This window comes from Anaerococcus nagyae, from assembly GCF_040364225.1.
Lineage (GTDB): Bacteria > Bacillota > Clostridia > Tissierellales > Peptoniphilaceae > Anaerococcus > Anaerococcus nagyae.
Map to the genome: position 1 here is coordinate 1,055,460 of NZ_AP031484.1, position 25,641 is coordinate 1,081,100.

Annotated in this window: 31 protein-coding genes; 1 reads left to right on the forward strand and 30 read right to left on the reverse strand. The window is 29.4% G+C overall.

Annotated elements, in window-relative coordinates; translation table 11 throughout:
- Positions 1–7: 7 nt before the first annotated feature.
- From ABXG81_RS05125 to ABXG81_RS05175, 11 genes are all read right to left on the reverse strand, one after another.
- Positions 8–643: a helix-hairpin-helix domain-containing protein gene (locus ABXG81_RS05125; protein ID WP_353528440.1), complete on the reverse strand. Its 636-nt coding sequence runs from the start codon at positions 641–643 to the stop codon at positions 8–10.
- Between the two features lie 40 nt (positions 644–683).
- Positions 684–992 (reverse strand): ribosome silencing factor, encoded by a 309-nt coding sequence (gene rsfS, locus ABXG81_RS05130; RefSeq protein WP_117521637.1) that lies wholly within the window; start codon positions 990–992, stop codon positions 684–686.
- The gene (yqeK, locus tag ABXG81_RS05135; protein ID WP_316122103.1) at positions 985–1,545 is read right to left on the reverse strand and encodes a bis(5'-nucleosyl)-tetraphosphatase (symmetrical) YqeK; all 561 of its coding nucleotides are present in this window, start codon (positions 1,543–1,545) and stop codon (positions 985–987) included. The genes rsfS and yqeK overlap by 8 nt, the downstream gene beginning before the upstream one ends.
- Entirely contained in the window at positions 1,538–2,134 is a 597-nt protein-coding gene (gene nadD / locus ABXG81_RS05140; RefSeq protein WP_117521633.1) for a nicotinate (nicotinamide) nucleotide adenylyltransferase, read from the reverse strand. Before nadD ends, yqeK begins: the two co-directional genes overlap by 8 nt.
- A gap of 8 nt (positions 2,135–2,142) precedes the next feature.
- Positions 2,143–2,427 (reverse strand): ribosome assembly RNA-binding protein YhbY, encoded by a 285-nt coding sequence (yhbY, locus tag ABXG81_RS05145; protein ID WP_288222874.1) that lies wholly within the window; start codon positions 2,425–2,427, stop codon positions 2,143–2,145.
- Between the two features lie 8 nt (positions 2,428–2,435).
- A complete protein-coding gene (gene obgE, locus ABXG81_RS05150; RefSeq protein ID WP_288222875.1) occupies positions 2,436–3,716 on the reverse strand; it encodes a GTPase ObgE in 1,281 nt (426 codons plus the stop codon).
- A 54-nt stretch (positions 3,717–3,770) separates the two neighbouring features.
- Positions 3,771–4,064 carry a 50S ribosomal protein L27 gene (gene rpmA, locus ABXG81_RS05155; protein ID WP_117521627.1) on the reverse strand — a complete coding sequence of 98 codons (294 nt, stop codon included), beginning with the start codon at positions 4,062–4,064 and terminating at the stop codon, positions 3,771–3,773.
- Between the two features lie 11 nt (positions 4,065–4,075).
- On the reverse strand, positions 4,076–4,387 hold the full coding sequence (locus tag ABXG81_RS05160) for a ribosomal-processing cysteine protease Prp (protein WP_117521625.1): 312 nt from the start codon (positions 4,385–4,387) through the stop codon (positions 4,076–4,078).
- Between the two features lie 4 nt (positions 4,388–4,391).
- Positions 4,392–4,703, reverse strand: a complete 312-nt coding sequence (gene rplU, locus ABXG81_RS05165) for a 50S ribosomal protein L21 (RefSeq protein ID WP_117521623.1) — start codon at positions 4,701–4,703, stop codon at positions 4,392–4,394.
- Between the two features lie 111 nt (positions 4,704–4,814).
- Positions 4,815–5,975, reverse strand: coding sequence for a tRNA uracil 4-sulfurtransferase ThiI (gene thiI / locus ABXG81_RS05170; protein ID WP_209813976.1), 1,161 nt, complete (start codon positions 5,973–5,975; stop codon positions 4,815–4,817).
- Positions 5,975–7,093, reverse strand: a complete 1,119-nt coding sequence (locus tag ABXG81_RS05175) for a cysteine desulfurase family protein (protein WP_209813974.1) — start codon at positions 7,091–7,093, stop codon at positions 5,975–5,977. The genes thiI and ABXG81_RS05175 overlap by 1 nt, the downstream gene beginning before the upstream one ends.
- A gap of 104 nt (positions 7,094–7,197) precedes the next feature.
- On the opposite strand from ABXG81_RS05175, the gene ABXG81_RS05180 reads away from it, so the two are divergent.
- The gene (locus ABXG81_RS05180; RefSeq protein ID WP_209813972.1) at positions 7,198–8,103 is read left to right on the forward strand and encodes a ribonuclease H-like domain-containing protein; all 906 of its coding nucleotides are present in this window, start codon (positions 7,198–7,200) and stop codon (positions 8,101–8,103) included.
- Here ABXG81_RS05180 and ABXG81_RS05185 read toward each other — a convergent pair.
- The 19 genes from ABXG81_RS05185 to ruvC form a co-directional block, all read right to left on the reverse strand.
- A complete protein-coding gene (locus ABXG81_RS05185; RefSeq protein ID WP_209813970.1) occupies positions 8,098–8,775 on the reverse strand; it encodes a uracil-DNA glycosylase in 678 nt (225 codons plus the stop codon). The genes ABXG81_RS05180 and ABXG81_RS05185 overlap by 6 nt on opposite strands.
- Complete coding sequence (gene lspA, locus ABXG81_RS05190) at positions 8,765–9,220, reverse strand: signal peptidase II (protein WP_117521613.1); 456 nt, start codon at positions 9,218–9,220, stop codon at positions 8,765–8,767. Before lspA ends, ABXG81_RS05185 begins: the two co-directional genes overlap by 11 nt.
- Positions 9,217–9,984 (reverse strand): YlmH/Sll1252 family protein, encoded by a 768-nt coding sequence (locus ABXG81_RS05195; RefSeq protein WP_209813968.1) that lies wholly within the window; start codon positions 9,982–9,984, stop codon positions 9,217–9,219. The genes lspA and ABXG81_RS05195 overlap by 4 nt, the downstream gene beginning before the upstream one ends.
- A gap of 28 nt (positions 9,985–10,012) precedes the next feature.
- Positions 10,013–10,639, reverse strand: a complete 627-nt coding sequence (locus ABXG81_RS05200) for a cell division protein SepF (protein WP_117521609.1) — start codon at positions 10,637–10,639, stop codon at positions 10,013–10,015.
- A gap of 99 nt (positions 10,640–10,738) precedes the next feature.
- On the reverse strand, positions 10,739–11,314 hold the full coding sequence (plsY, locus tag ABXG81_RS05205) for a glycerol-3-phosphate 1-O-acyltransferase PlsY (protein WP_117521607.1): 576 nt from the start codon (positions 11,312–11,314) through the stop codon (positions 10,739–10,741).
- On the reverse strand, positions 11,311–12,633 hold the full coding sequence (gene der, locus ABXG81_RS05210; RefSeq protein WP_117521605.1) for a ribosome biogenesis GTPase Der: 1,323 nt from the start codon (positions 12,631–12,633) through the stop codon (positions 11,311–11,313). Before der ends, plsY begins: the two co-directional genes overlap by 4 nt.
- Before the next feature lies 1 nt (position 12,634).
- Positions 12,635–13,870: a serine hydroxymethyltransferase gene (gene glyA, locus ABXG81_RS05215; protein WP_117521603.1), complete on the reverse strand. Its 1,236-nt coding sequence runs from the start codon at positions 13,868–13,870 to the stop codon at positions 12,635–12,637.
- Entirely contained in the window at positions 13,870–14,286 is a 417-nt protein-coding gene (locus ABXG81_RS05220; RefSeq protein ID WP_209813966.1) for a SoxR reducing system RseC family protein, read from the reverse strand. The genes glyA and ABXG81_RS05220 overlap by 1 nt, the downstream gene beginning before the upstream one ends.
- Complete coding sequence (gene aspS, locus ABXG81_RS05225) at positions 14,270–16,042, reverse strand: aspartate--tRNA ligase (protein ID WP_209813963.1); 1,773 nt, start codon at positions 16,040–16,042, stop codon at positions 14,270–14,272. Before aspS ends, ABXG81_RS05220 begins: the two co-directional genes overlap by 17 nt.
- A gap of 9 nt (positions 16,043–16,051) precedes the next feature.
- The gene (locus ABXG81_RS05230) at positions 16,052–16,651 is read right to left on the reverse strand and encodes an MBL fold metallo-hydrolase (protein WP_117521597.1); all 600 of its coding nucleotides are present in this window, start codon (positions 16,649–16,651) and stop codon (positions 16,052–16,054) included.
- Positions 16,652–17,101, reverse strand: coding sequence for a D-aminoacyl-tRNA deacylase (dtd, locus tag ABXG81_RS05235; protein WP_117521595.1), 450 nt, complete (start codon positions 17,099–17,101; stop codon positions 16,652–16,654).
- Positions 17,101–19,290 carry a bifunctional (p)ppGpp synthetase/guanosine-3',5'-bis(diphosphate) 3'-pyrophosphohydrolase gene (locus ABXG81_RS05240; protein WP_117521593.1) on the reverse strand — a complete coding sequence of 730 codons (2,190 nt, stop codon included), beginning with the start codon at positions 19,288–19,290 and terminating at the stop codon, positions 17,101–17,103. Before ABXG81_RS05240 ends, dtd begins: the two co-directional genes overlap by 1 nt.
- Before the next feature lie 7 nt (positions 19,291–19,297).
- A complete protein-coding gene (gene recJ / locus ABXG81_RS05245) occupies positions 19,298–21,028 on the reverse strand; it encodes a single-stranded-DNA-specific exonuclease RecJ (protein ID WP_117521591.1) in 1,731 nt (576 codons plus the stop codon).
- A 73-nt stretch (positions 21,029–21,101) separates the two neighbouring features.
- A complete protein-coding gene (locus ABXG81_RS05250; protein WP_117521589.1) occupies positions 21,102–21,362 on the reverse strand; it encodes a preprotein translocase subunit YajC in 261 nt (86 codons plus the stop codon).
- Positions 21,362–22,480: a tRNA guanosine(34) transglycosylase Tgt gene (gene tgt, locus ABXG81_RS05255; protein WP_117521587.1), complete on the reverse strand. Its 1,119-nt coding sequence runs from the start codon at positions 22,478–22,480 to the stop codon at positions 21,362–21,364. The genes ABXG81_RS05250 and tgt overlap by 1 nt, the downstream gene beginning before the upstream one ends.
- A gap of 8 nt (positions 22,481–22,488) precedes the next feature.
- Positions 22,489–23,511: a tRNA preQ1(34) S-adenosylmethionine ribosyltransferase-isomerase QueA gene (queA, locus tag ABXG81_RS05260; RefSeq protein ID WP_209813955.1), complete on the reverse strand. Its 1,023-nt coding sequence runs from the start codon at positions 23,509–23,511 to the stop codon at positions 22,489–22,491.
- On the reverse strand, positions 23,512–24,519 hold the full coding sequence (ruvB, locus tag ABXG81_RS05265; RefSeq protein WP_117521583.1) for a Holliday junction branch migration DNA helicase RuvB: 1,008 nt from the start codon (positions 24,517–24,519) through the stop codon (positions 23,512–23,514).
- A gap of 9 nt (positions 24,520–24,528) precedes the next feature.
- Entirely contained in the window at positions 24,529–25,116 is a 588-nt protein-coding gene (gene ruvA, locus ABXG81_RS05270) for a Holliday junction branch migration protein RuvA (RefSeq protein ID WP_316112505.1), read from the reverse strand.
- Positions 25,116–25,610, reverse strand: coding sequence for a crossover junction endodeoxyribonuclease RuvC (gene ruvC, locus ABXG81_RS05275; RefSeq protein WP_117521579.1), 495 nt, complete (start codon positions 25,608–25,610; stop codon positions 25,116–25,118). Before ruvC ends, ruvA begins: the two co-directional genes overlap by 1 nt.
- Positions 25,611–25,641: the final 31 nt, after the last annotated feature.

Sequence of the window (25,641 nt, forward strand, 5' to 3'; positions counted from 1 at the left end):
ATACCACCTATACAGTTATTAAATCTTTCATGGCTTCAAAAAATTTATCGCCAATTCCAGTTACGTTCTTTATATCTTCTATATTTTCAAATTTATTTATATTTCTGTATTCAATTATAGCTTCAGCTCTTTTTTCGCCTATATTTGGCAAAGACATAAGTTCTTCTTTGCTTGCTTGATTTATATTAATTTTATCCGAATTATTAGATAGTTCTGGAGAAGTCACTATTTGTGTAGTTAATTCTTCAGCAGGAATTTCATTTTTATTTGGTATATAAATTTTCATTTGATCTTCTAACTTCATAGCCAGATTAAGACTATTAACATTAGCTTCACTTGTTAATCCACCTGCTTGTTTAATCAAATCATCTAGTCTATCACCATCATCTATTATGTAGACCCCTTCTTGATTAATTTCTCCACTTATATGTACTTTCTTTTCTGAATCTTCCTTAATATCTTCGGCAAAGTTTTCGGATGATGCTTGATTACTATCTAAAATCATATCATCTTCTGCTTCAAAAAGACTTTGCTTATTGCCTATAGTTTTATCAGAATGACTTTTTACTATGTTATTTCCTAATAATAAAGCTATAGCTATTATTAAACCAACTATAATTTTGTCTTTATTTTTATCATTCATTTTATAAACACTAATAAAAGGCTAATAATTTATGGAAAGACTATTCTTCCCATAAATCATCAATGCCATAAAATTCTCTTTGTTTTCTTGTAAATATATGAACTATGATATCTTCAGCATCCATAAGTATCCATTCTCCTTCACGAAAACCTTCTTTAGATAATAACGAATAACCATTTTTTTCTAATTCTTCTTCAATATAATCTGCCAAAGCTTTAGTTTGAATAACTGAAGTACCTGTAGCTACAACAAAGGTATCTGCTATAGAGGAATCATCTAGTTCTATGATATTTACATCTTCTGCTTTTCTATCATCTAATACTTTAAGTATTGTTTCTAATTTATTCATTTTTCTCCTTAATTAAGAAATTTCTTGCATCTATAGTAAGTGGATGAATAAGAGCTTTTCTTGAAATTATAAATTCTATATTATGGTCCAAGCTATAAAGCATTGCCTGATCTAAATCCTTTTTAGCAAGACTTCTAATTTTATCCACACCCGGATAATCTCTTTTAGGTTCTATGGCATCTGCAAGGTATATAATTTTTTCAAAATCACTCATATTTTCCTTAGCAGTTGTATGAAATCTTATTGCATCCAAAACTTCTTCATCTTTTATATTATACACTAATCTAGCAACTTCCGCCCCTAAAAAAGAATGTAAGACTTGCTTAAATTCTTTTTGATAACTTTCTAAATTTTTTCCATATAAATTATAATATTTATCTTCATTATATTTAGCACAGTCATGTAAAATAGCTGCTGTTTTTAGTTTATCTTCATCAATATTGTATTTTTTATTAAGTTCAATAGAAGTTTCCATAACTCTCATGCTATGTTTAAACCTTTTATCTCCTATATCAGATAGTAACTGTTCTTTCCAATTTTCCAAATCATACATAAAGCTTATACTCCTCAATTATTTTAATAACTGGATCAGGAACTAAATACTTTATACTCTTTTTTTCTTTAACTAAAGATCTTATTAGCGTTGATGAAATATTTACATTTAGATTATCAATAAGATAAATTTTTTCGTTATCTTTTTTTACTTCATTTATTTTTTTTATTAAAGGGCTATCTTCATTTATACTGGTCCTTGCAAATACTATAATTCTATCATTTAAGATCTTTTGGTAGTTTGACCATGTATCTATACTCATTAATGAATCCTCGCCCATAATATAGTAAAATTCATCATTAGGATATTTTTCTTTAAAATAGTTTAAAGTTTGGTGAGTATAAACTACTTTTTCATCATCAGACTCAAAAGTAGATAGTTCTAGTCTATCATTGTCTTTTATAGCTTCTTTAACCATATTTACACGGATTGAAGTTTCTGTTTTCTTCTTGTTTTGTTTATGAGGCGGGTTAGCACTTGGTAATACTATTATTTTATCTAGTTTCATATAATTAAGAGTGTTTTCCATAACTATCAAATGCCCTATATGAATTGGATCAAAAGTACCGCCATATAATCCTATTTTCATCAATATGCCTATAAGTTAAATTTATTTTCTTTGTTTTTTCTATATATTGTAAAAATACTACCCATATGATTTACAAATTCCGAATTAGTTTTCTCTAAGATAGTTTGTAAAATTTCATCGGGATCATCTAAATTATTATTTAATATCTTTATTTTAATTAATTCTCTTGCTTCAAGTGCTTCTTCTATTGCCCTGATTACATCATCTGATACAGAAAATTTTCCTATATTTATTATAGGTTTATAATCATGGCTTTCTGCTTTAAGCATTGCACGGTTTTTACCAGTTAACATAAGTCCTCCTAGTCAAAATATTCAAATACAATATCTCCTACTGCTACATTGTCTCCTTCTTCTATCCCCATTTCTTTAAGTTTATCAAAAACTTCCATTTCTCTTAATTTTTGTTCAAAATACATTCTTGAATCATAGTCTTCTAGATTAACTCTTTCCAAAAGATTATCTATTCTCTTACCATAAACTATATAGATATTATCTTCTTTGGTAAATTCTAAGTCATAATCTATTTCTTTGTTGTAGTATTCTTCTAAAAATGTATTGTCAGCATCCTCTATTAAATCATATTGCTTATCCTCTGATTCTAATAAAAGATCATAGGTAGAATCTAGCAAGTCTCTTATACCTTCAGTTGTAGCTGCTGAAATTTTAAATATTTTGTAAGATTCTTTAAATTCTTCTATAAACTTAGATGCATTATCATTAAAGTCTAAATCTATTTTATTAAGTGCTACAATCATCGGTTTATCTGATAGTTTACTATTGTAAAGAGAGAGTTCTTTGTTAATAAGCTTAAAATCTTCTATTGGATCTCTACCCTCAATACCGGATATATCTACTAAATGGACTAATAGCCTGCATCTTTCTATATGTTTTAAAAAATCATGACCTAACCCTTGACCTTCGTTTGCTCCTTCGATAAGTCCTGGTATGTCTGCAACAATAAAAGATCTCTCTTTATCTATATTTACTACTCCTAGATTTGGATCTAAAGTGGTAAAGTGATAATTTGCTATTTTAGGTTTAGCAGAAGTAATTACAGATATTAAAGTAGATTTGCCTACATTAGGAAGTCCTACTAATCCCACATCTGCTAATACTTTTAGCTCTAAAACCAAATCAATTTCTTGACCTTTTTTTCCATTTTCTGCAAATCTAGGTGCTTGTCTTATAGAGTTTTTAAAGTGAACATTACCTCTACCACCACGACCACCTCTCGCGATAATTAATTCTTCACCATCAAGTTTAAAGTCTTTTATAATAGTATTAGATTCTGCTTCTCTTAAAATTGTACCTACAGGAACTTTTAATATAAGATTTTCACCTTTTTTACCAAATTTTTTAGACTTTCCACCCGGCTCACCATTTTGCGCCTTGTATCTTGTCTTATATTTAAAGTCATCTAGAGTAGAGAGATTTCTAGTAGATTTTATTATTATGCTACCCCCATCTCCACCATCTCCTCCAGCAGGACCTCCAGTAGGTTCGTATTTTTCACGTCTCCAAGCAACAGCTCCATTACCGCCGTCTCCTGCTTTAAGATTTATTCTTGCATAATCAATCATATAAATATCCTCTCATATGAAAAAAAGCTTGCCGAAAAGGCAAGCTTCTATTTTTTAAGCAATATCTTGTTTTGGATAAACAGAAACTTGTTTTCTGTCACGTCCTTTTCTTTCAAATTTTACGATTCCTTCACATTTAGCATAAAGTGTATCATCTCCACCCTTTTTTACGTTGTTGCCTGGGTGAATTTTTGTTCCTCTTTGTCTAACGATAATTGTTCCAGCGTTTACAAATTGACCATCTGCTCTTTTGGTTCCAAGTCTTTTAGCTTCAGAATCTCTACCGTTCTTTGAAGAAGATACCCCTTTTTTACTTGAAAATCTTTGTAAGTTAATATTTAAAATCATTTCATATCTCCTTATAATATTGTTGTATAAGCCTCTACAAAGTCACCATAACTTTGTGTTAGTGTCCGAATACCTGTACTAAAAGTATTTAAAATTACTTCAGAATCATGTGATGGATTTTTTACTAATAATTCCATAATTTCTTCATCATCAGAAAAATCAACTTCATAATTATAACTATCAAGTGAATTTACTGTTGTATATGCAAGCATAGAAACAGCTGCACAAACTATATCTTTTCCATGCTCACCATAATCAGCATGTCCTATAATTTTAAAGCCTTTTAAAGTATCTTTGTCATAAAGTGTAGTTACTTTAATCATTTACCTAGCATGAGATGCTATCTATTTTAACTAAAGTATAAGGTTGTCTGTGACCTTGTTTTTTTCTATACATTTTTTTAGGTTTGTATTTAAATACTACGATTTTTTTATCTTTTGCTTGGTCCTCAACTGTAGCTGTAACCTTAGCATTTTCAACTATTGGTGCTCCAACTTTAACATCTTCATCACCAGCAACTAGTAGTACTTCTTCAAAATCAACAGTTTCACCAACTTGGTAAGGTAATTTTTCTACTCTTACTAAGTCACCTTCTGATACTTTATATTGTTTGCCACCTGTTTTAATTATTGCGTACATAGGTGTCCTCCTTTATTCTTAGATTCTCGCCAGCGTAGGTGATCAGAACCTAAACTGTGCGGTTTACCGTTAAATGATACTATATATCCAAACTTTTGTCAAACTAGTAATTTAAATTTCTATTATTTCCATATTAAAAAGAGCTTCTTTTACTAATTTTTCAATATCTAAGTTTTCTTCGCTCTTTTTTATATAATGTAGTTTTGGCTTTGTCACTGGTTTATTAGGCGCAAAGATTGAACAACAATCATCATATGGCTCTATAGACTTTTCATAAGTATTTATTTTAATAGCTTTATCTACTATATCTTGTTTATCAATTGCAATTAATGGTCTTAGTATTGGTAGATCTGAAGATTCTTCAATAACTGCGATCGACTCTAAAGTTTGTGAAGCTACTTGACCTAGAGATTCTCCAGTAATTAAAGATTGGTATGAATTTTTTTTAGCTATTTCATTTGCTATTCTCATCATTATTCTACGAGATAATATTGTGGTTTCTCTTCTATCACAATTAGTGGCAATGGCCTTATAAATTTCCGCTAAATTTATAGAATAAAACTTCATTGGTCCTGTGTATTTAGCCATAAGCTTCGCCAAGTCGATAGCTTTTTGATGAGCTTGTTTTGATGTGAAAGGATATGAGTGAAAATGAACAGCATTAATTTTCATACCTCTTTTAGCCATCATAAATCCTGCCACAGGTGAATCTATCCCTCCAGATAATAGTAATAACCCGCTTCCGCTAGTGCCTAATGGTAGGCCTCCTAATCCCTGATGTCTTTCAGTATATACGTATACCCTGTTTTTTATATCTACATAAATCTTAAAATCTGGATTATGTATATCTACTGATAGATTATTAAAATCATCAAGTACTAATCTGCCTATCTCTGCACTAAGCTCTGGAGACTTATAGGGAAATGATTTATCAACTCTAGTAGTTTCAACCTTAAAGGTTTCTTTGCTTTTAGAATGATTGTTAGCTATTATATATTTAGCTGTTTCATAAATGTCATCAATGTTTTTTTCGCATCTATATACCTTATCTATATATGCAATTCCAAAAACTTTACTGATTTCTTCTATTAATTTTTCATATTTATCTTCATCAGATTCTATATATAGCTTTGCACTTTCTAAGTACATGTCCTTATAGCCAATGTTTTCAATATTAGATTTAATATGTTTTACTAACCTATCGTAAAAAATTCTTCTATTGGCTCCTTTTAAAAATAATTCACCAAAGCTTATTGCTAATAGTGCTTGCATTACATCACCTTTCTTATTGTATCTATACTCTCTTTTAATACATCTAATGTATAATCTAAATCTTTCTTACTAATATCATTTGAAAAAGAAAATCTAATTACTCCATCACTATATTTTTTATCAATTCCAAGTCCTAGTAAAATCCTATTATTATCACCTTTTGAACAGGCAGATCCACTTGAAACATAGATTTGTTTATCTTCAAACATGTGTAACAGTACTTCTGATTTTATATTAGAAAACCCAACACTTAAAATATATGGGGAATAGTTATCTTGTGGTGTATTAATTCTACACTCTTTTATATTATTTAAAATAATGTCTCTCATATATAAGTTAAGTTCATTAACATGTTCATACTCATTAGATGCTATTTGTTCTTCTAGTGCTATGGACATAGCATATATTTCAGGATGATTATCTGTACCACTTGATATTACTTGCTGGTGGCCTCCATATAAAACAGGTTTTATCTTATTTAATATTCCTTTTCTAACATAAAGTCCACCTACTCCCTTTGGGCCGTGAAATTTATGAGAGGAAAAGCTCATCAAATCAACTCCCAGTTTGTTAACATCGCAACTAATCTTACCTAAAGCTTGTGTAGCATCTATATGTAAAATGATATTTTTATCATAAGATTTTATTATATTACTTATAGCTTTTATATCTTGTATTGTTCCTATTTCATTGTTTACATATATAAGTGACACCAATTTTACATCAGAATTAAGTTTATTTTTTAAATCATCTAAATCGATAAAACCATAGTTATCATTTTTTAAATATACTATTTCTTTATATTCATTATTAGAAAAACTATCATAGACAGAAGAATGCTCAATTGATGATGTTAATGCTATAGAATTCTCTCCACTTAAGGATGATATAACAATATTGTTAGCTTCTGTTGCTCCTTTTGTAAAATATAATTCATTTGGGTTAGAATCTATTACTGAGCTAATAATTTCCTTTGCTTTTATAATTAAGGCATTGGATTTCATTCCAAAACTATGTAAAGAAGAAGAATTAGCAAAAGCACTTTCTTCAGCAAAAGCTCTAGCTTCTTGTGCTTTTTTACAAATTTTAGTTGTCGCTGCATTATCTAAATAAATCATCATACTCCCCTTACTAAAATATTATTGTAATAACAAAATATCTTTTTTTAACTATAATATTATATTAGTAATTCTTATAATTACAAATAAAGTATAATAATTACATGATTAAATATAAAAAGTTATATAATGCAGAAAATTTAAATAAAGATGAAATAATATTAGATATTGAAACTACAGGACTAGATCCTACTATCGATAACCTAGTTCTTTTAGGCCTTATAAGATATGAAAAAAATAAATGTTATATAATTCAATATTTTGCTCAGGATAACAGTGAAGAAAAAAGGCTTCTTAAAATATATTTAAGAGAAGTAAAAAACAAAACAATTATCACCTATAACGGAGATAAATTTGATATACCATTTTTAAATTATAGACTTAGTAAGTATATGCTCTTACCAATTTTCCCAGAAAGTATTGATATATATAAAATAATATCGTCTAAGCGTAAATACTTTGACTTTAAATCCATGAAACTGACAGATATAGAAAAATATATTGGTATCTACAGAAACGACCCTAGTAGATACAACGTTATTAGTAAGCTAAGTGAAGATATAAAAAAGCGTAATAGGCCGAAACCAATAATGATTCATAACGAAAACGACCTTATATCTACTGAAAAATTAGCAAATGTAGAAAATCATTTTGACAAAAAACTTTCTATTAATTTAGAAGACAATATATTAACTTTAAAATCTATATTGATTAATAATGATATAGGACATATAGAGTTAATAAGCTCAAATAATATACAAAAATCATACTTTACATCTAATTTTTATGAATTAACGGTAAATGATAAAGATATAGAGATTAACTTACAGTTAATATATGGAAAATTTGATAAAGAAAATACTGGCTATGTGTGCCTAAATACATTTGAATTAACTAATGAAAGTAATATGAAAGTTGATCCAAATTTGCTTATAATTCGTGAAAATTATATATATAATTATAAAAATATATTAAATTTAAGCAAAAAAATAATAGAGAACCACTTATAAGTTCTCTATTTGCCAATCAATGGGTTCTTCCCCAATTGATTTTAAAAAGCCATTTGTTTTAGAAAATGGTTTGGATCCAAAGAATCCTCTTCTAGCAGATAATGGAGATGGATGAACTGATTTTATTATCAGATGATTGGGATTTGTTATTAATTTCTCCTTAGATTGAGCATTTCTACCCCAAAGTATAAACACCATTGGTTTATCCCTATCATTTAATAACTTTATTATCCTATCAGTAAGTATCTCCCATCCTAACCTTTCATGGGAATTAGCCTCTCCACTTCTCACAGTTAAAGATGTATTCAATAGTAAAACTCCCTGATCTGCCCATTTTATTAAATTTCCATTGTTAGGTATAAAAGTACCTATGTCATCATGCATTTCTTTAAAAATATTTAATAGTGAAGGAGGTGTTTTTACTCCTTTTTTTACAGAAAAAGCATATCCATGGGCTTGATTAGGACCATGATAAGGATCTTGACCTAAGATAACTACCTTACAATCTTTATAAGGTACTGACTTTAATGAATTAAAAATATCATACATATTTGGATAAACCGTATAATTTTTATATTCCTTTATAAGATTTTTTCTTAAATTTTTATAATAGGGCAAATCCCATTGATCAGCTAGTAATAGATCCCAGTCATTACCAATATTAACGCTCATTTTTCTTTTCACCTTCTTCAAAAAATAATAGATAAATAATTATTAATATACTTCCCACAGTAACAAATATATCAGCAACATTAAATACAGGAAAATTAACAAAGGCAAATTCAATAAAATCTACTACATAAGTCTTTACTAGCCTATCGTAAAAGTTACCCAAGGCTCCTGTAATTATAAAAGTTATAGCAATATTTAATAAAGTAGTGTTGGTTTTGTAATGTTTAATAAAATAATATATTAAATATCCTATTATGACTATAGTTAAAATAATGAAAAATGCTCTATTATCTTGCAAAATTCCAAAAGCTGCACCTCTATTTTCTAAATAAGTAAAATTTAATATAGTTCCATTATATGGATTATCTATAAAATTATTAATTGCATGTATCTTTGTTATTCTATCAAGAATAACACCTAAAATAATAATTATTATGTATGTCATACTAGTTTCCTATAGGCAATATGATAATTACCTTTTTTACTTTCTCCTAAGACCTGGTCAAATATAAATCTTCCCTCTTTTCTTATAGAAATCATAGAGCCTTCTTTTATATTCTTTCCTGGGTTTTCAATAATTTCAAAATTTACTTTTACATTTTTTGATTTAATTATATCTTTTGCTTTTGATCTAGATATATTTGCAAGCTCTGAAATTATATTATCTAATCTCAAAGAAGACACGAAACCTGTCATAAGATCAAAGGAATCTTTAGTCATATCAAGCTTATCATCCTCTTTAAAATTTATATCAACATGTTGTCTTTTTATCTTATTCAGATTAAACTTTATAAAAGAAGCTTCTTCCTTTAGCACAGCAAATTCACATTTATTATCGCTAATAACTATATCACCTATAGATTCTCTACTTAAATTAAGACTCATTAAGCCACCTAAAACATCTGGATGACTAAGTCCATCATGACTAAATTCTAAAACTTTTATATAGTTAGATTCATCTATAGGTTCATAATAGTAATTAGCAACAAATATTTTTCGTTCCGCTAATTTATTAGCTCCAATAAATTTGATATCAATATTATTTTTTCTTGATATTGATTCTAAGATATATTGCTCGTAGGGATCTAAAAAGAAGCTATACTCTTCTATATTTTTATAGTAAGCCCTTTCAAGAATTGATAGTGCTTTTTTTATGGAAGATTTCTTACTTTTATCTGTTATAAAATCTAAATTATAGACTAAACTCATAAAAAATAAAAGATCGAATTAATCGATCTTATAATTGGTTATAGTTGCCATCAGAAATTTGATCGGTAACACTACTATCAACTTCAACACCTTTTGGACTTATAACAAATATACCTTTAGTAACTCTTTCTACAGTTCCTTCAAGGGCATAGACTGCTCCTGATACGAAATCAAATATTCTTTGTCTCATATCTGCATCAACCATTTCTAAGTTTAATACTACTACTTTTTTATCTAGAATATCATCAATTACATTTGGTGCGTCTTTCTCATAATCAAGTGGTTCTTGAATAGAAATTCTCATTGATGATCTGCTACTGAAATTACTTTCTGTCATGCTTACTATATTATCTCCTCTTCTTGATGATCTTTGATAGTTACTTGAGCTAGAATTAGATGTGCTAGTGTATGGCTTTGCTTGATATTCTGTAGATGTTGAACTATATGTTGAATTTGAACTAGATGGTGATGAATAACCACTTTCGTAGGTTACTGATTGATCGTCATTTTCTTCTTTTTCATCTAGTAAATTTGTATAAGCTTCTCTAGAAGAACTCTTTGTTGTACCTTCTTCATCATCATAGTATAATTGCTCATCATCATAATCGTCGTAATTATCGTCAATGCCAATAAAATCTTTAAATTTGTCAAACATAATATTCCCTTTACTTTATTAATTATATATTACTATTATAACGTAAAATGTATGATAATAAAAATCCAATTTAAAATTTCAATAGATTATCATTAAACTTTAAAATATTTTAGCTTCTTCCTTATTTACTAGTCTTTTTATATTTGATCTGTGACTATAAAATATTAATACTGTTATAATAAGTAATACCCAAAACACATAGGCATTTCCAAATTTTATGTATCCACCAATAGCAGCAGCTAGTGTTGCTACTAAAGATCCTAAAGATACTATATGGCTTATTAAAACTACTAGAGCAAAAATACCAATCAAAATTAATGCAAATTTATAGTCTATGTATAAGAGTGCTCCAAAACTTGTTGCTACTCCTTTGCCACCTTTAAAGTGTAAAAACAAACTATACATGTGGCCCAAAACAACAAATAAAAAGGCTATAGACATGCCATTATATCCATCTAACTTATTTCCAATTAATACAGCTAAAAATCCCTTTAATATGTCTAGAATAAAAGTAGCCATTCCAGCTCTTTTGCCAAAATTTCTTAAAGCATTAGTAGAGCCTATATTTCCTGAGCCTAAGTCTCTAATATCAGTTTCAAAAAAAGTTTTTCCTATAATATATCCTGATGGAATCGAACCTAAAATATAAGCTATAATAGCAACTAAAATAATCATCGATCAGATCCTCCTCGTTCCTTTAGAATAAAACTAAACGGTACCCCTATTAAATTATAATTTTTTCTTATTTGATTTTCTAAATATCTCATATACGAAAAATGCATTAATTCTCTGTCATTAACTGATAACATGAACTTTGGAGGTGCAGTGCCAACTTGAGACATATAGTATATCTTAAGTCTTTTTCCTTTATCCTGTGGAGGCTGATTAAGCATAATTGCATCTTGTAAAATATTATTTAATACACCAGTAGAAATTCTTGTATGATAATTACTATCTACAACTTCAATCATATCTAAAAGATTATCAATTCTTTGATTTTTAAGAACTGAAATAAAAATAACTGGTGCATATAAAGCAAATCCCAATTTGTTTCTTATATCTCTTTCCATGTCTTTCATGGTATTAGTTTCTTTTTCTACTACATCCCATTTATTTATAGCAATAATTATTGCTTTGCGTTGATTATGAGCATAACCAGCTATTTTTGTATCTTGCTCAGTAATTCCAACTGTTGCATCAATTAAAAATAATACTATTTCTGCACTATCAACTGCATCGAAAGTTCTTTGATTGGCATAGAATTCTATACTTTCTTTAACCTTTTTTTTACGTCTAAGACCTGCCGTATCTATTAATACATAATTTTTATCATTATAGGTCCAATAAGAATCAACCGCATCACGGGTAGTTCCTGCTACATTAGTAACTATCATCCTATCATCATCTAAAAGTAAATTAACTAAAGAAGACTTACCAGCATTGGGTTTACCAATTATAGCAATTCTTGTTTCATCTTCAATATTTTCGTAAGCTTGAAAATCGATATTTTCGCAAATCTTATCTAATAAATCTCCCAAACCTTTACTTTGTTCAGCTGAAATAATGGCTAGATCGTCAAATCCTAATGAATAAAAGTCATAGATATGATCGGGTATTTTATGGCTATCTATTTTATTAGCTACTATTATTACTTTTTTCTTATAATGACGAATAGCACCTGCAATTTCATCATCATATGGATTAATACCTTCTTTACCATCTACTACAAATAGTATTAAGTCAGTTTCTAGCAAAGCTTTTTCTACTTGTGATTTTATTTCTTGATTCATCATCTCCTTATTGGAAATATCAAGACCACCAGTATCCACAAGAAGAAATTCATCTCCTTGCCATTCTACTTTATCAACGATTCTATCTCGAGTTACTCCACTTACATCTTCAGTTATTGATTTTTTCTTTCCTACAAGTCTATTAAATAGTGTAGATTTCCCAACATTGGTTCTACCAACTAGGGTTACTATAGGCATAGCCATATCAAACTCCATATACTGGAAATTTAGAGGTTAAATCTAGTACTTCTTTTCTAATAATCTCTAAATTTTCTTTTTTATCTAATGTTCTTGAAATAAGCTCAATTATTTTTTGAGCTTCCCCTTCTTTCATACCCCTAGTTGTAATTGCAGCTGTCCCTATTCTTAGACCACTAGTTATATTAGGAGAAAGCTTTTCATTAGGAATAGTATTTTTGTTTGTAGTTATATAAACTTTATCAAGTAAATCTTGAGCTTCTCTTCCTGTTATATTTTTATTTGTTAAATCAATTAATAAGAGATGATTATCTGTTCCATCAGAAATCATTTTAAAGTCATGTTCTCTTAGAGCTTTTTCCATAGACTTTGCATTTAATTTAATTTGTTTAGCATAATCTTTCCAAGATGGTTCTAAATTTTGTTTAAATCCTAAAGCTTTTGCTAGGATAATATGTTCTAACGGTCCACCTTGTAGTCCTGGAAAAACAGCCTTATCTATAGCTTTAGCATATTCTTCTTTACAAAGTATGAATCCAGATCTAGGACCTCTTAATGTTTTATGAGTTGTAGATGTTACAACATCACAATATAAAACTGGATTTTGATGTTCGCCTGCTGCCACTAAACCTGCTATATGAGCCATATCGGCCATTAGTAAAGCACCTACTTCATCTGCTATTTCTCTAAACTTTTTAAAATTAATTTCACGAGGATAAGCACTAGCCCCGCATACTATAAGTTTAGGTTTCACTTCTTTTGCTTTTTTTAATACATAATCGTAATCGATCCTTCCAGTTTTATAATTTACACCATAATGATGAAAATCATATAGTTTTCCAGAAAAATTAACTTTTGATCCGTGAGTTAAGTGTCCACCTTCTGTAAGATCCATTGCTAAAACTTTATCTTTAGGTTTAAGTAGGGCAAAATAAGCTGCTATATTAGCATTGGAGCCTGAATGTGGCTGAACATTAGCATGATCTGCTCCAAAAAGTTTCTTAGCACGATCTATAGCTAATTGTTCTATTGTATCTATATTTTCGCAGCCACCATAATATCTTTTTTCAGGTAAACCCTCAGCATATTTATTTGTTAATAAACTACCACAAGATTCTAAAATTTCCTTATTTACATAGTTTTCTGATGCAATGAGTTCAATATTATTTTCTTGCCTATGAACTTCTTTGTTTAAAAATTCATAGGCTTTTGGATCAAACTCTTTAATAAGGGAATAATCCATTATATTTTTCTCACTTTCATAACATTATTATCTTTTAGCTTATTATCAATTTTTTTTACTATAACAAATGATATAGCAAAAAACATTAATATTGATATAAGAGTCAATAAATTTATATCTAAACCTGAATTTTTAAATAATAAATTAGGTAAAACTGCTCCAATTACAATAAGTGCAACTGGAAGTACATATACATATATAGAGTATTTTGTTATATCTTGGGATCTACTTTCTAATATAACCTTATCTCCAGTATTAATGTCATCAGTAGAATAAGCTTCTATAATGGTTTCATCTTTTTGTCCACATGATTCTTTTGCAGCACAAGCTCCACAAGCTTCTGATCTACCAACACTTATTGTCAATTTTCCATTATCATTATCAAGGACAATTCCTTGTTTAATCATCATTGCCATTACTATCACTCCTTATATTTATAGATAGTTCTTCAAGGGTATTTTCATCAACTTTTGTAGGTGCTTCAGACAATGGACAGGTTGCAGATTGAGTTTTTGGAAATGCAATTACATCTTTTATATTATTTGTTTTTGCAAATAACATTAACAACCTATCTAGTCCATAAGCAAGACCTGCATGAGGTGGTGTGCCGTATTTTAAAGCTTCAATAAAGAAACCAAATTTCTTTTCGATATCTTCATCTGTTAAGTTTAATGCTTCAAATATTTCTTTTTGAAGTTCTGAGTTGTTAATTCTTACAGATCCACCGCCCATTTCATCACCATTTATAACTATATCGTAAGCTTGAGTTCTAACTTTCTCTGGATGAGTCTTTAAAAGATCAATATCTTCTTCATTAGGCATTGTAAATGGATGATGTTGAGAAACGTATCTATCTTCTTCTTCGCTATATTCAAACATTGGGAAATTTACTACCCATGTTAGGGCATATTCTTTTTCATAAAGATTATTCTCACGAGCAACTTTATTTCTTAAAGCTCCTAGACCCTCTAAAACTTTTTTATCCTTATCTGCAGCTATTAAAACTAAATCATTATCTTCTATATTAAGTTTTTCTACCATTGCATTTAAGATATCATCTGTTAAGAACTTACTAATAGATGAATTTACTTTATCACCGTACTTAATGTAAGATAGACCACCTAAACCATAATCTTTTACAAAATCAGTTAACTTATCTAATTGTTTTCTAGAATATTTATCTGCTAAGTTTTTAAAATTTATAGCTCTTACAGATTTTCCATCACTAGTATTACTTGCAAATACTTTAAACTCGCTGTCTTTCCATATTTCTGAAATATCATTAATTTTATAACCAAATCTTAAATCTGGTTTGTCTGAGCCATAAGAATTAATAGCTTCACTATAATCCATACGAGGAATTGGAAGAGTTAGATCATAATCTGTATATTTATCAAATAATTCCTTTATAAGACCCTCATTTACTGCTATTACATCATCCTGATTTGCAAATGATAATTCCATATCTAATTGGGTAAACTCTGGTTGTCTATTAGCTCTTAGATCTTCATCTCTAAAACATTTTACAACTTGGAAATATCTATCCAATGATCCAATCATTAGAATTTGTTTAAATAGCTGTGGTGATTGAGGAAGAGCGTAAAATTCACCTGGTTCTAAACGAGATGGTACTACATAATCACGTGCACCTTCTGGTGTAGGCTTTGTTAAAAATGGTGTTTCTACTTCTGTAAAATCGTTGTTATACATGTACTCTCTTACTGTACGAATGATATCTGATCTTAGTTTAAGATTTTTTTGTACAGAAGGCTTTCTCATATCTAGATATCTATATTTTAATTTCAAATTTTCAGCTACATCATCATTATCTTTAATATATATTGGCGGTGTATTTGCCTTATCTAAGATATTTATTTTTTCTACAACAATTTCTATGTCACCTGTTGGAATATCTGGATTTTTAGATTCCCTTTCGCGCACATCACCTTTAACCTCAACGACGTATTCACTTCCTAAATGACTTGCTAGTTCATGATTTACTTCATCTTCTTCTCTTACAACTACTTGGGTAATACCAGTCTTATCTCTTAGATCAAAGAATACTAATGATCCAAGATTTCTTTTTTTGGCAACCCATCCCATAAGTACTACAGATTGTCCAATATTTTCACTTCTTAATTCTCCACACATGTGGCTTCTTTTAAATTCCATTATATCTCCTTAGTTTAAAAACGGATTATTCTCTAATTCATAATAAAGATTTGTGTTCTCTCCATGTCCTGAATATACATCAGTATTTGGATTAAGTTGCCTATATTTATTTAATGATTCCATAATAGTAGCATAATTCCCACCTGGTAAATCAGTTCTACCAATGGATAAATTAAATAAAGTGTCTCCACTAAATAAACTATTTCCTATAAGATAACTTATAGAATCCAAGCTATGTCCTGGTGTTTTTATAGCTTTTATATTAAAATCGCTAAAAACTTCACCATCTTCTAAATACTTATCTATAGGTACGAATAAACTAGGGTAATTAAACCCAAGGTTATAATTTAAATCATTAGCAATTTGCTTTGACTCACTAGAAGCATATACATCTACATTATATAAGTTTTTATAGTATTCTAAACCCAGTACATGATCATAGTGAGTATGTGTTTGCAAAATAAAATCTATTTCAATTTTATTTTCTTTTATATAGTCCGTTACATAATCACTTTTATCCGCTGCATCTACTATAAATCCATGACCATTTTCGCTCATTACATATAAATTTGTTAGAACTGGTCCTAGAGTAAACTTCTTTATTTGCATTTATAATATCCTCTCACTATCTAATATTATAGTACAAGGTCCATCATTTGTAAGACTAACTTCCATATGAGTTTGAAACTTACCTGTTTTTACAGAGAAACCATCAGCAATAAGTTCTTCTTTTAATATTTCATAAAATTCATTTGCTTTATCTGGTTTTGCAGAGTCTATAAAACTTGGTCTATTTCCTTTTCTTACGTCTCCATAAAGAGTAAATTGAGATACTAAGAGTATCTCTCCTCCCACTTCTTCTATAGATAAGTTCATCTTACCTTCATTATCTTCAAATATTCTAAGCTTTTCTATTTTCTTTTTAATATAGGCTAGATCATCTTTATCATCGTTTTCTTTTACAGCTAGTAAAACTAACAAACCTTGGTCTATATTTGATATTTCTTCATTATCTACTACTACATTTGATTTTGTAACTTTTTGTATTACTGCTCTCATTAATTATTCACCCTATATACACTATAAACTGTATTTATAGATTTTAATTTTGCTATAACATCATCTAACTGGCTTGTGCTATTAACTTCAACTGTAAGATCTATAATTCCTTCTTGACTATCAGTAAGTCTAGCATTCATTCCAGAAATATTTACATTTACAGTAGTTATCATTTTGGTAATATCATATATTACTGTTGGAGAATTTGCACAAACAATTTGTATGTTAACTGGAAACTTATCAGTTGATTCATTTTGCCAATAAACATCAATAAGTCTTTCTGGCGCATGTGTCTTAATTATATTTGGGCAAGATTTGGTATGTACTGATATACCGTTGCCCTTAGTAATAAAACCAATAATTGAATCTCCTGGAACTGGTGTACAGCATTTTGCAAACTTAACTTCTATATCATCTCCAAAGTCACTAACTCTTACCTCTCCCTTAGAATTATTTGATTGATTTTCTTTGTTAGTAAACTCGATTGATTTTGATAAATCCTTATCCTTATCTTCTAATTCTTTTTCTTTTTTCAGGAGTTTTTGAACAACTTGTTCACTTGTGATTTTACCATAACCAACTGAAGCATACATTTCTTCTTCAGATGGAAAACCTAGCTCATTTGATATATCATTTATCCAATCATCTTTTAGTAAAGATTTATAGGCTGATCTATGTTTTTTTATATCTTTAATAACTTGATTTTTACCAAGCTCAATATTTTCTTCTTTTTCATTTCTTTTAAAAAATTGCTTGATCTTATTCTTAGCCTGGTTACTTTTTACTATATTTAACCAATCTCTGCTAGGGCCTTTCGAATTTTTGCTCGTTAAGATTTCTACTACATCACCTGTTTTAAGCTTTTGAGTTATAGGAACAATTGCTCCATTTACTTTTGCTCCTATACATTTGTTGCCCACTTCAGTATGAATCTTATAAGCAAAGTCTATAGCACATGAGCCAATTGGTAAGGAATAGATTTCTCCAGCAGGAGAATATATATATATTTCTCTAGAAAAGAAATCGGTTTTTAGAGTTTCCATAAAAGCTTTACTATCTTCATCAGCTCCACCTTCTCTTTGCCATTCCATAATACGTCTTAAAAATTCCATGGCATCATCAAAATCCGATTCTTTTGTCTTACCTTCTTTATACCTCCAATGAGCTGCAACACCGTACTCACATTCTTTGTGCATTTGGCGAGTTCTTATTTGAACTTCAAATGGTCTAGAATCCTCACCAAAAACAGTCGTATGAAGTGATCTGTATCCATTAGGTTTAGGCTGACCTATATAATCTTTTATCCTATTTGGTATGGGTCTCCAAAGTGAATGAACCTTACCTAAAACCTCATAACATTCTGCTATAGTATCCACTAATACTCTCACTGCTGTTAAATCATATATTTCTTCAAATACGATATTATTTCGCATCATCTTTTTATAAATTGAATAAAGTGATTTAGGTCTACCACTTATCTCGAAATCTATATTGGTACCTTGCAAGGACTCTGTCAAAGTCTCTATTATTTCATTGATATATGCTTCTCTTTCACGTCTTTTTTGAGAAACCATCTCTGCAAGTTCATAATATTTTTCAGGTTCTTGGTACCTAAAACATAAGTCTTCTAGTTCCCACTTTATAGAATATATTCCAAGTCTATGAGCAAGAGGAACATAGATTTCTAAGGTTTCCGTAGCTGTTTGAACTTGTTTTTCACGAGTCTTATATTCTAAAGTTCTCATATTATGGAGTCTATCAGCAAGCTTTATTAAAACAACCCTTACGTCATTGCTCATTGCCATGACCATTTTTCTAATATTTTCAGCTTGTTTTTCTTCTCTAGAACTATAATTTAAGTTTTTAAGCTTGGTTACTCCATCTACTAAGAAAGTTATTTCATGACCAAATTTTTCTTCCATTTCATCATAAGTAACTTCTGTATCTTCCAAAACATCATGCATTAGTCCTGCACAGATTGTCTGATCATCAAGCTTCATGTTTGATAATGTCGTAGCTACAGCTATAGGATGGATGAAATAATCTTCTCCTGAATTTCTTTTCTGGCCTCTATGATTTATTTCACCAAAAAAATATGCTTTTTTTATTAAATCAATATCTGCATTAGGATTATTATATAATATATTTTTTTTAAATTCTTCATATTCTTCTTTAAAGTCTGTTGTCATATTTACCTCATCTTATATCAATTAGTTTTAACTGAAGATTTATATTGCCCCTAAACTCATTGACATCTGGGTAATACACAATATCGATTTTATTACCTACAATATTATCTCCATATTTTTCTTTTAAATATTCATATTCATCTACTGCATGAAATTTTATAGCATTGATATAAGTTCCATTTTTTTGAAGTGATAATCTCATGGTTTTCTTATCTTTGCCAATCATATCGCATCTTGCTATTACTACTTTTTTATCAGCAAATATAGGCTTTTCAAAGTCTTTACCAAATGGTTCTAGACTTTTAAGACTTTGAGCAAATTCTAAAGATAATTTTGATATATCTATGGCTTTATCTATATTAATTACTTTTTCCTTTTGCTTTTGATTTAGCTTTGAGTTTTCATTTAAAAACTTTCTAAAATCATCTATAAGATTAGTTTTAATGGATAAACCACAAGCCATTGGATGACCACCAAACGAGTCTAGCTTATCTTTATATTTTGATACTTCTTCATATATATTATAAGAATCAATGGATCTACCAGACCCTTTTGCAAGACCTTCAGTATTAGAACTAGAGAGAATAATAGTTGGTCTATAATATTTTTCTTTTATTCTTCCAGCTACTATTCCACATATTGACTCGTTTATAGAGTTTTCATATACAACAATTACATCATCTTTATAGTAGTTATTTTCTTCTATAATTTTTATGCATTTATCTAAACCTTCTTCGGTTAAAGTTTTACGCTCGTTATTTAATTCTACTAAGTCTTTTGCTAAGCTATAAATTTCGTCAATATCTTCTTCCATTAATAGCTTGATAGCATCTTTCGCCGTTGATAATCTACCTGTTGCATTCATAGTTGGTCCTAATATAAATCCTAATGTATAAACGTCTATTTCCTTATCCCATGAACTTTCTTCAAGTATTGCTTTAATGGCTAATTTATCTGTATAATTTAATCTTTTTAAACCTTCTATAACAAAAATCCTATTTTCATCAGTAAGAGACACCATATCACAAACTGTTCCCATAGCTACATATTCCAGTAATCCAAAAAGATAGTCTAAATCACCATCTAATTTATTAAATAAAGCAGTCATTAACTTAAAGCAAACTCCTGCTCCACATAAATCATCAAATGGATATGATGAATCTAATCTTTTAGGATTTATGACAGCATCAGCTTCTGGTAAAATTTGACTTTGCCATTCTCCATTAGTATTAGTTTCTATTTCATGGTGGTCTGTAACAATTACATTAATTCCAGCATCTTTTAGCATCTTTACTTGTTCAAATCCAGTTATACCATTATCGCAAGTTATTATTAAACTAACATTATCATCAATAGCTTTTTTAGCCATACTAACAGATATACCATAACCTTCTTTGACTCTTTGTGGGATATCATAGCTAATAAAATCATAATAATATAATAACCCATCTAAAAGAGTCATTACAGAAGCTATGCCGTCTTGATCATAGTCACCAAAGATTCTAATTTCTCCACCATTTTTCATAGTTTCCATAATAAGATCAACAGCTTTATCCATATCTTCAAGTAAAAAAGGATCATGCAACTTTGATAAGCTTGGTCTTAAGAACATATCCACAGTGCTGGGTTTAACTATATCACGATTTCCTAAAACAAGTGCTTGAAGCTTTGTTATATTCTCATTTTTCAGATTATTAATATAGTTTTCTTTCTTATTATATATAAACCAATTACTCATTGCATCACCCTTTCATATAGAAAAATTATACCATTTTTTAACAATTTATAAAGAAAAAGAGGCTACTATGCCTCTAAGAAATTATATTTTTTATTTCTGATTTTTGTATTTTTAATTTATTTATAGATTCATTATCTCCACTCAAAATAGTAATAATTTCGCCCTCAATATTAGTAACTTCTCCAATAATACCAGATTGTGTTACTATATGGCATCCTATTTCTAAATTATCATTTATAAATTCTTTATTTTTTCGGAATTTGATATCATCTTTTATAGACTTTTGATAGAATCCAAAGCAAAGGATAATTAGTATTAAATATTCAATTTTCATTAATAACCATACTTAGAATAAAATTCTTCTTTGTATTCTAAGAACCTATCTTCCATAATAGCTTGCCTAATATTTTCACACATCTTCAGTAAGAAATATAAGTTATGATAAGATAAAAGCCTAGCTCCTAATATTTCATTTACATTAACTAAATGTCTAATATAGGCTCTAGAATAATTTCTACATGTATAGCAATCACACTCTGAATCAAGAGGAGTAAAATCATCCATATAAGCTGCATTTCTTACCACTAGTCTACCATGTGAAGTAATGGCAGTACCATTTCTTGCTATTCTAGTTGGTAACACACAATCAGCCATATCTATCCCTGCTTGGTATGACTCAAATAGATAATCAGGAGTTCCCACACCCATGTTATATCTCGGTTTATCTTCTGGCAATAGTGGAGTAGTAAAGTTTAGAATATCTATCATTTCTTCTTTAGTTTCCCCTACAGAAAGTCCACCAATAGAAAATCCATCAAAGTCCATAGCTGTTGTCTCAATTGCAGATTTTTCTCTTAAATCTTTATACATTCCCCCTTGGACTATTCCAAATAGTGATTGATCTTTATAAGAATGTTCTTTATGATAATCAAGTCCTCGTTTTGCCCAACGAATAGTTCTTTCCATTGATTGCTTTACATAATCGTAGTCTGCTGGGACCTCTACACATTCATCGAAGCTCATCATTATATCTGAATGTATGTCGTTTTGAATTTCTATGGATTTTTCAGGAGTAAAAAAATGCTTTGATCCATCTATATGAGATCTAAATTCTACCCCATTCTCATTTATTTTTCGACGTTCAGAAAGAGAGAACACTTGAAATCCACCACTATCTGTAAGTATTGGCTTATTCCAGTTCATAAACTTATGTAGTCCCCCAGCTTGTCTCATAATATTCATGCCAGGTTTAAGATATAAATGATAGGTATTTCCTAAAATAATCTTTGCTCCCATCTGATCTAGCTCTTCTACAGACATTGTCTTTACAGTTCCAAGTGTGCCGACTGGCATAAATATAGGAGTTGGAATATCTCCATGAGCTGTGTGTATAACACCAACTCTTGCGTTGGAATTTTTATCTTTTTTTATTACTTCAAATTTAAGTCCCATATTTCTCCTTAATGTATATACATGGCATCGCCAAAACTAAAAAATCTATATTTATCATTAACTGCATGTTCATATGCGTTTAATATAATGTCTTTAGATGAAAAAGCAGATACTAACATAACAAGAGTGGATTTTGGTAAATGAAAGTTGGTTATCATTGCATCAACTACTTCAAATTTAAATCCTGGATAAATAAATATATCTGTCCATCCTGAATCTCCTTGTATTTTTCCATTCTTTTTATATACTGACTCTAAAGTTCTAATGCTGGTAGTTCCTGTTGCTATAACTTTATTACCTTTTTTATGAGCTTTATTTATGATATCAGCAGTTTCTTTTGATATAGTGTAAAATTCACTATGCATTTTATGATCTGTTACATCTTCTACGCTCACTGGCCTAAAAGTTCCAAGTCCTACATTTAAGGTTAAATAGGCAAGCTTTATACCCTTAGATTCTATTTCTTCTAAAAGTTCCTGAGTAAAGTGAAGTCCTGCTGTTGGAGCAGCGACTGATCCAGGATTTTTTGAATATACAGTTTGATATTCTTCAGGCTCTTGAAGTTCTTCTTTTATATAAGGTGGTAGAGGCACATTACCTAATCTATCTAGCAATTCATTGAAGATTCCTTCATAGCAAAACTCTATAATCCTATTTCCATCTTCTTTTATATCCTTAACTTCTCCTGATAATTCTTCAGAAAATATTACGTTTGTTCCTATTTTCATTTTTTTACCAGGTCGGACTAAACATTCCCAAGTTTTGCCTTCTATATTTGTAAGCAAGAATACTTCTATAGATTCTTCTTTACTTTCTCTATGGCCAAAAAGTCTTGCCGGTATTACTCTAGTATCATTCATTACTAAGACATCACCTGGATCAAGATAATCTATGATATCATAAAAATATTTATCTTCTGTTTTTCCAGTCTCTTTATCAAGTACAAGTAATCTAGCATGATCTCTTTTTTCTGCTGGGTGTTGGGCTATTAATTCTTCTGGTAAATAATAATCAAAATCATCTGTCTTCATTTATTCCTCAAATCTTAATCCATAATGCTCATACGCAAATCTTGTTAGAACACGACCTCTAGGTGTTCTCGACAAGAATCCTATCTGGAGCAAATATGGTTCATATACATCTTCTATAGTTACATTTTCAATACCAGTAGAGGCAGCTATAGTATCTATGCCTACTGGACCACCATTAAAGTTTTGATACATAGTCATAATTATTTTTTTATCCATAGTATCAAGTCCCATTTCATCTATCTCAAGTAAATTAAGGCCTTCCTTGCTGGTTTCATGATCTATTTTTTTATCTTTTTTTACTATAGCGTAATCTCGAACTCTTTTTAATAATCTATTAGCAATTCTAGGTGTTCCTCTAGATCTTTTTGCTATTTCATAGGCACCGTGATCATCTATTTCGATGTTAAGAATATCTGCAGATCTCTTTATAATAGTTGTTAAATCCTCTGCCGAATAAAGATTTAATGAAAGCATTACACCAAATCTATCCCTTAATGGTGCTGATAACATACCACTTCTTGTGGTTGCACCTATAAGAGTAAATTTTTCTAAATCTATTCTAATAGATTGAGCATTGGGACCTTTTCCTACTATTATGTCAAGTACAAAGTCTTCCATAGCAGAATACAATATCTCCTCTACAGATCTATTTATCCTATGTATTTCATCTATAAATAAAACATCTCCATATTGAAGATTGGTTAAGATACTTGCAAGATCTGATGGTCTTTCTATAGCAGGCCCACTTGTTACTCTAAGATTAACCCCCAATTCATTTGCTATTATTGATGATAAAGTAGTTTTGCCAAGCCCTGGAGGTCCTTGTAAAAGAACATGGTCTAGTGGTTCTTTTCTTTCTAAAGAAGATTTAATAAATATATCTAGTTTTTCTTTGACCTTATCCTGACCTATATATTCATTTAACCACTTAGGTCTTATAGAATTTTCATTAGTAAGATCCTCCTTTAATTCATTGGAACCTACAATTCTTTCATTTTCATCATACATAAAAACCACCTATATAAGTCTTTTTAAACTTTCCTTAACAATATTTTCTAAAGATAAGTCCGAATCTTTTAACTCAAGTAATACTCTTTCAATATCATTTTGGGCATATCCAAGATTTTCTAAAGCTTCCTTTGCAACATCCATATCCTCATTTATAGGAGTACTAGATTTAATAGTTTCCTTATCGACAGATGGCATAAGTTTCACCTTATCCATTAGCTCTAAAATAATTCTGCTAGCAGTTTTTTTACCTATTCCTTTTGCCTTGGTAAGAGTATCTATATCATTATTTACTATAGCTAATTTAATATCTTCAACTCCTAAAGAAGAAAGTATGCCAATAGCATTCTTAGGACCTATAGATGATACAGATGTTAATAATAAAAACATATCTAATTCATCCTTAGAATAAAACCCATAAAGTGACATATCATCTTCTCTAACTTGAAGAGATGTATAAATTTTATATTCGTTATTTAATTCTACAAGAGTTAGTGTGGAAAGAGAACTTTTTATAAGATAACCCATATTGTTATTTTCTATAACAAAAGATTCTTCATTTATTTCTCTAACATCTCCAATAATATATGAAATCATTAATTCATCCTAAAATTTTCTTTAAATCTTTGACTTAAAGCATGACAAAGTGCAACAGAAAGCGCATCTGCTGCATCATCAGGCTTAGGTATTTCTTTTAAGTTCAAAAGTGTAGTTACAGTTTTTTGCATTTGGCTTTTGTTAGCCCTACCATAACCCGTAATTGCTTGCTTTATCTGAAGGGGTGTATACTCATAAATTGGCAAATTATTTTCTTGAGCACTTAAAATTTGAATACCCCTAGCATGTCCTACAGTTATGGCTGTTTTAACATTTTGATTAAAAAATAATTCTTCTATAGCAAATTCATCTGGTTTAAATTCTTTTATAATTTCATTTAAATTCTTATAAAGAATGCTAAGTCTCTCTGGAGTTGTAGTCTTGCTAGATGTTGTAACTACACCATTTTCTATTACTTTAACCTTATTTGCCTCAAATTCAACAACTCCATAACCCATTATTGCTATCCCTGGATCTATTCCTAATATTTTCATAATTTCTCTCAAATAAAAAGAGCTTATAAAA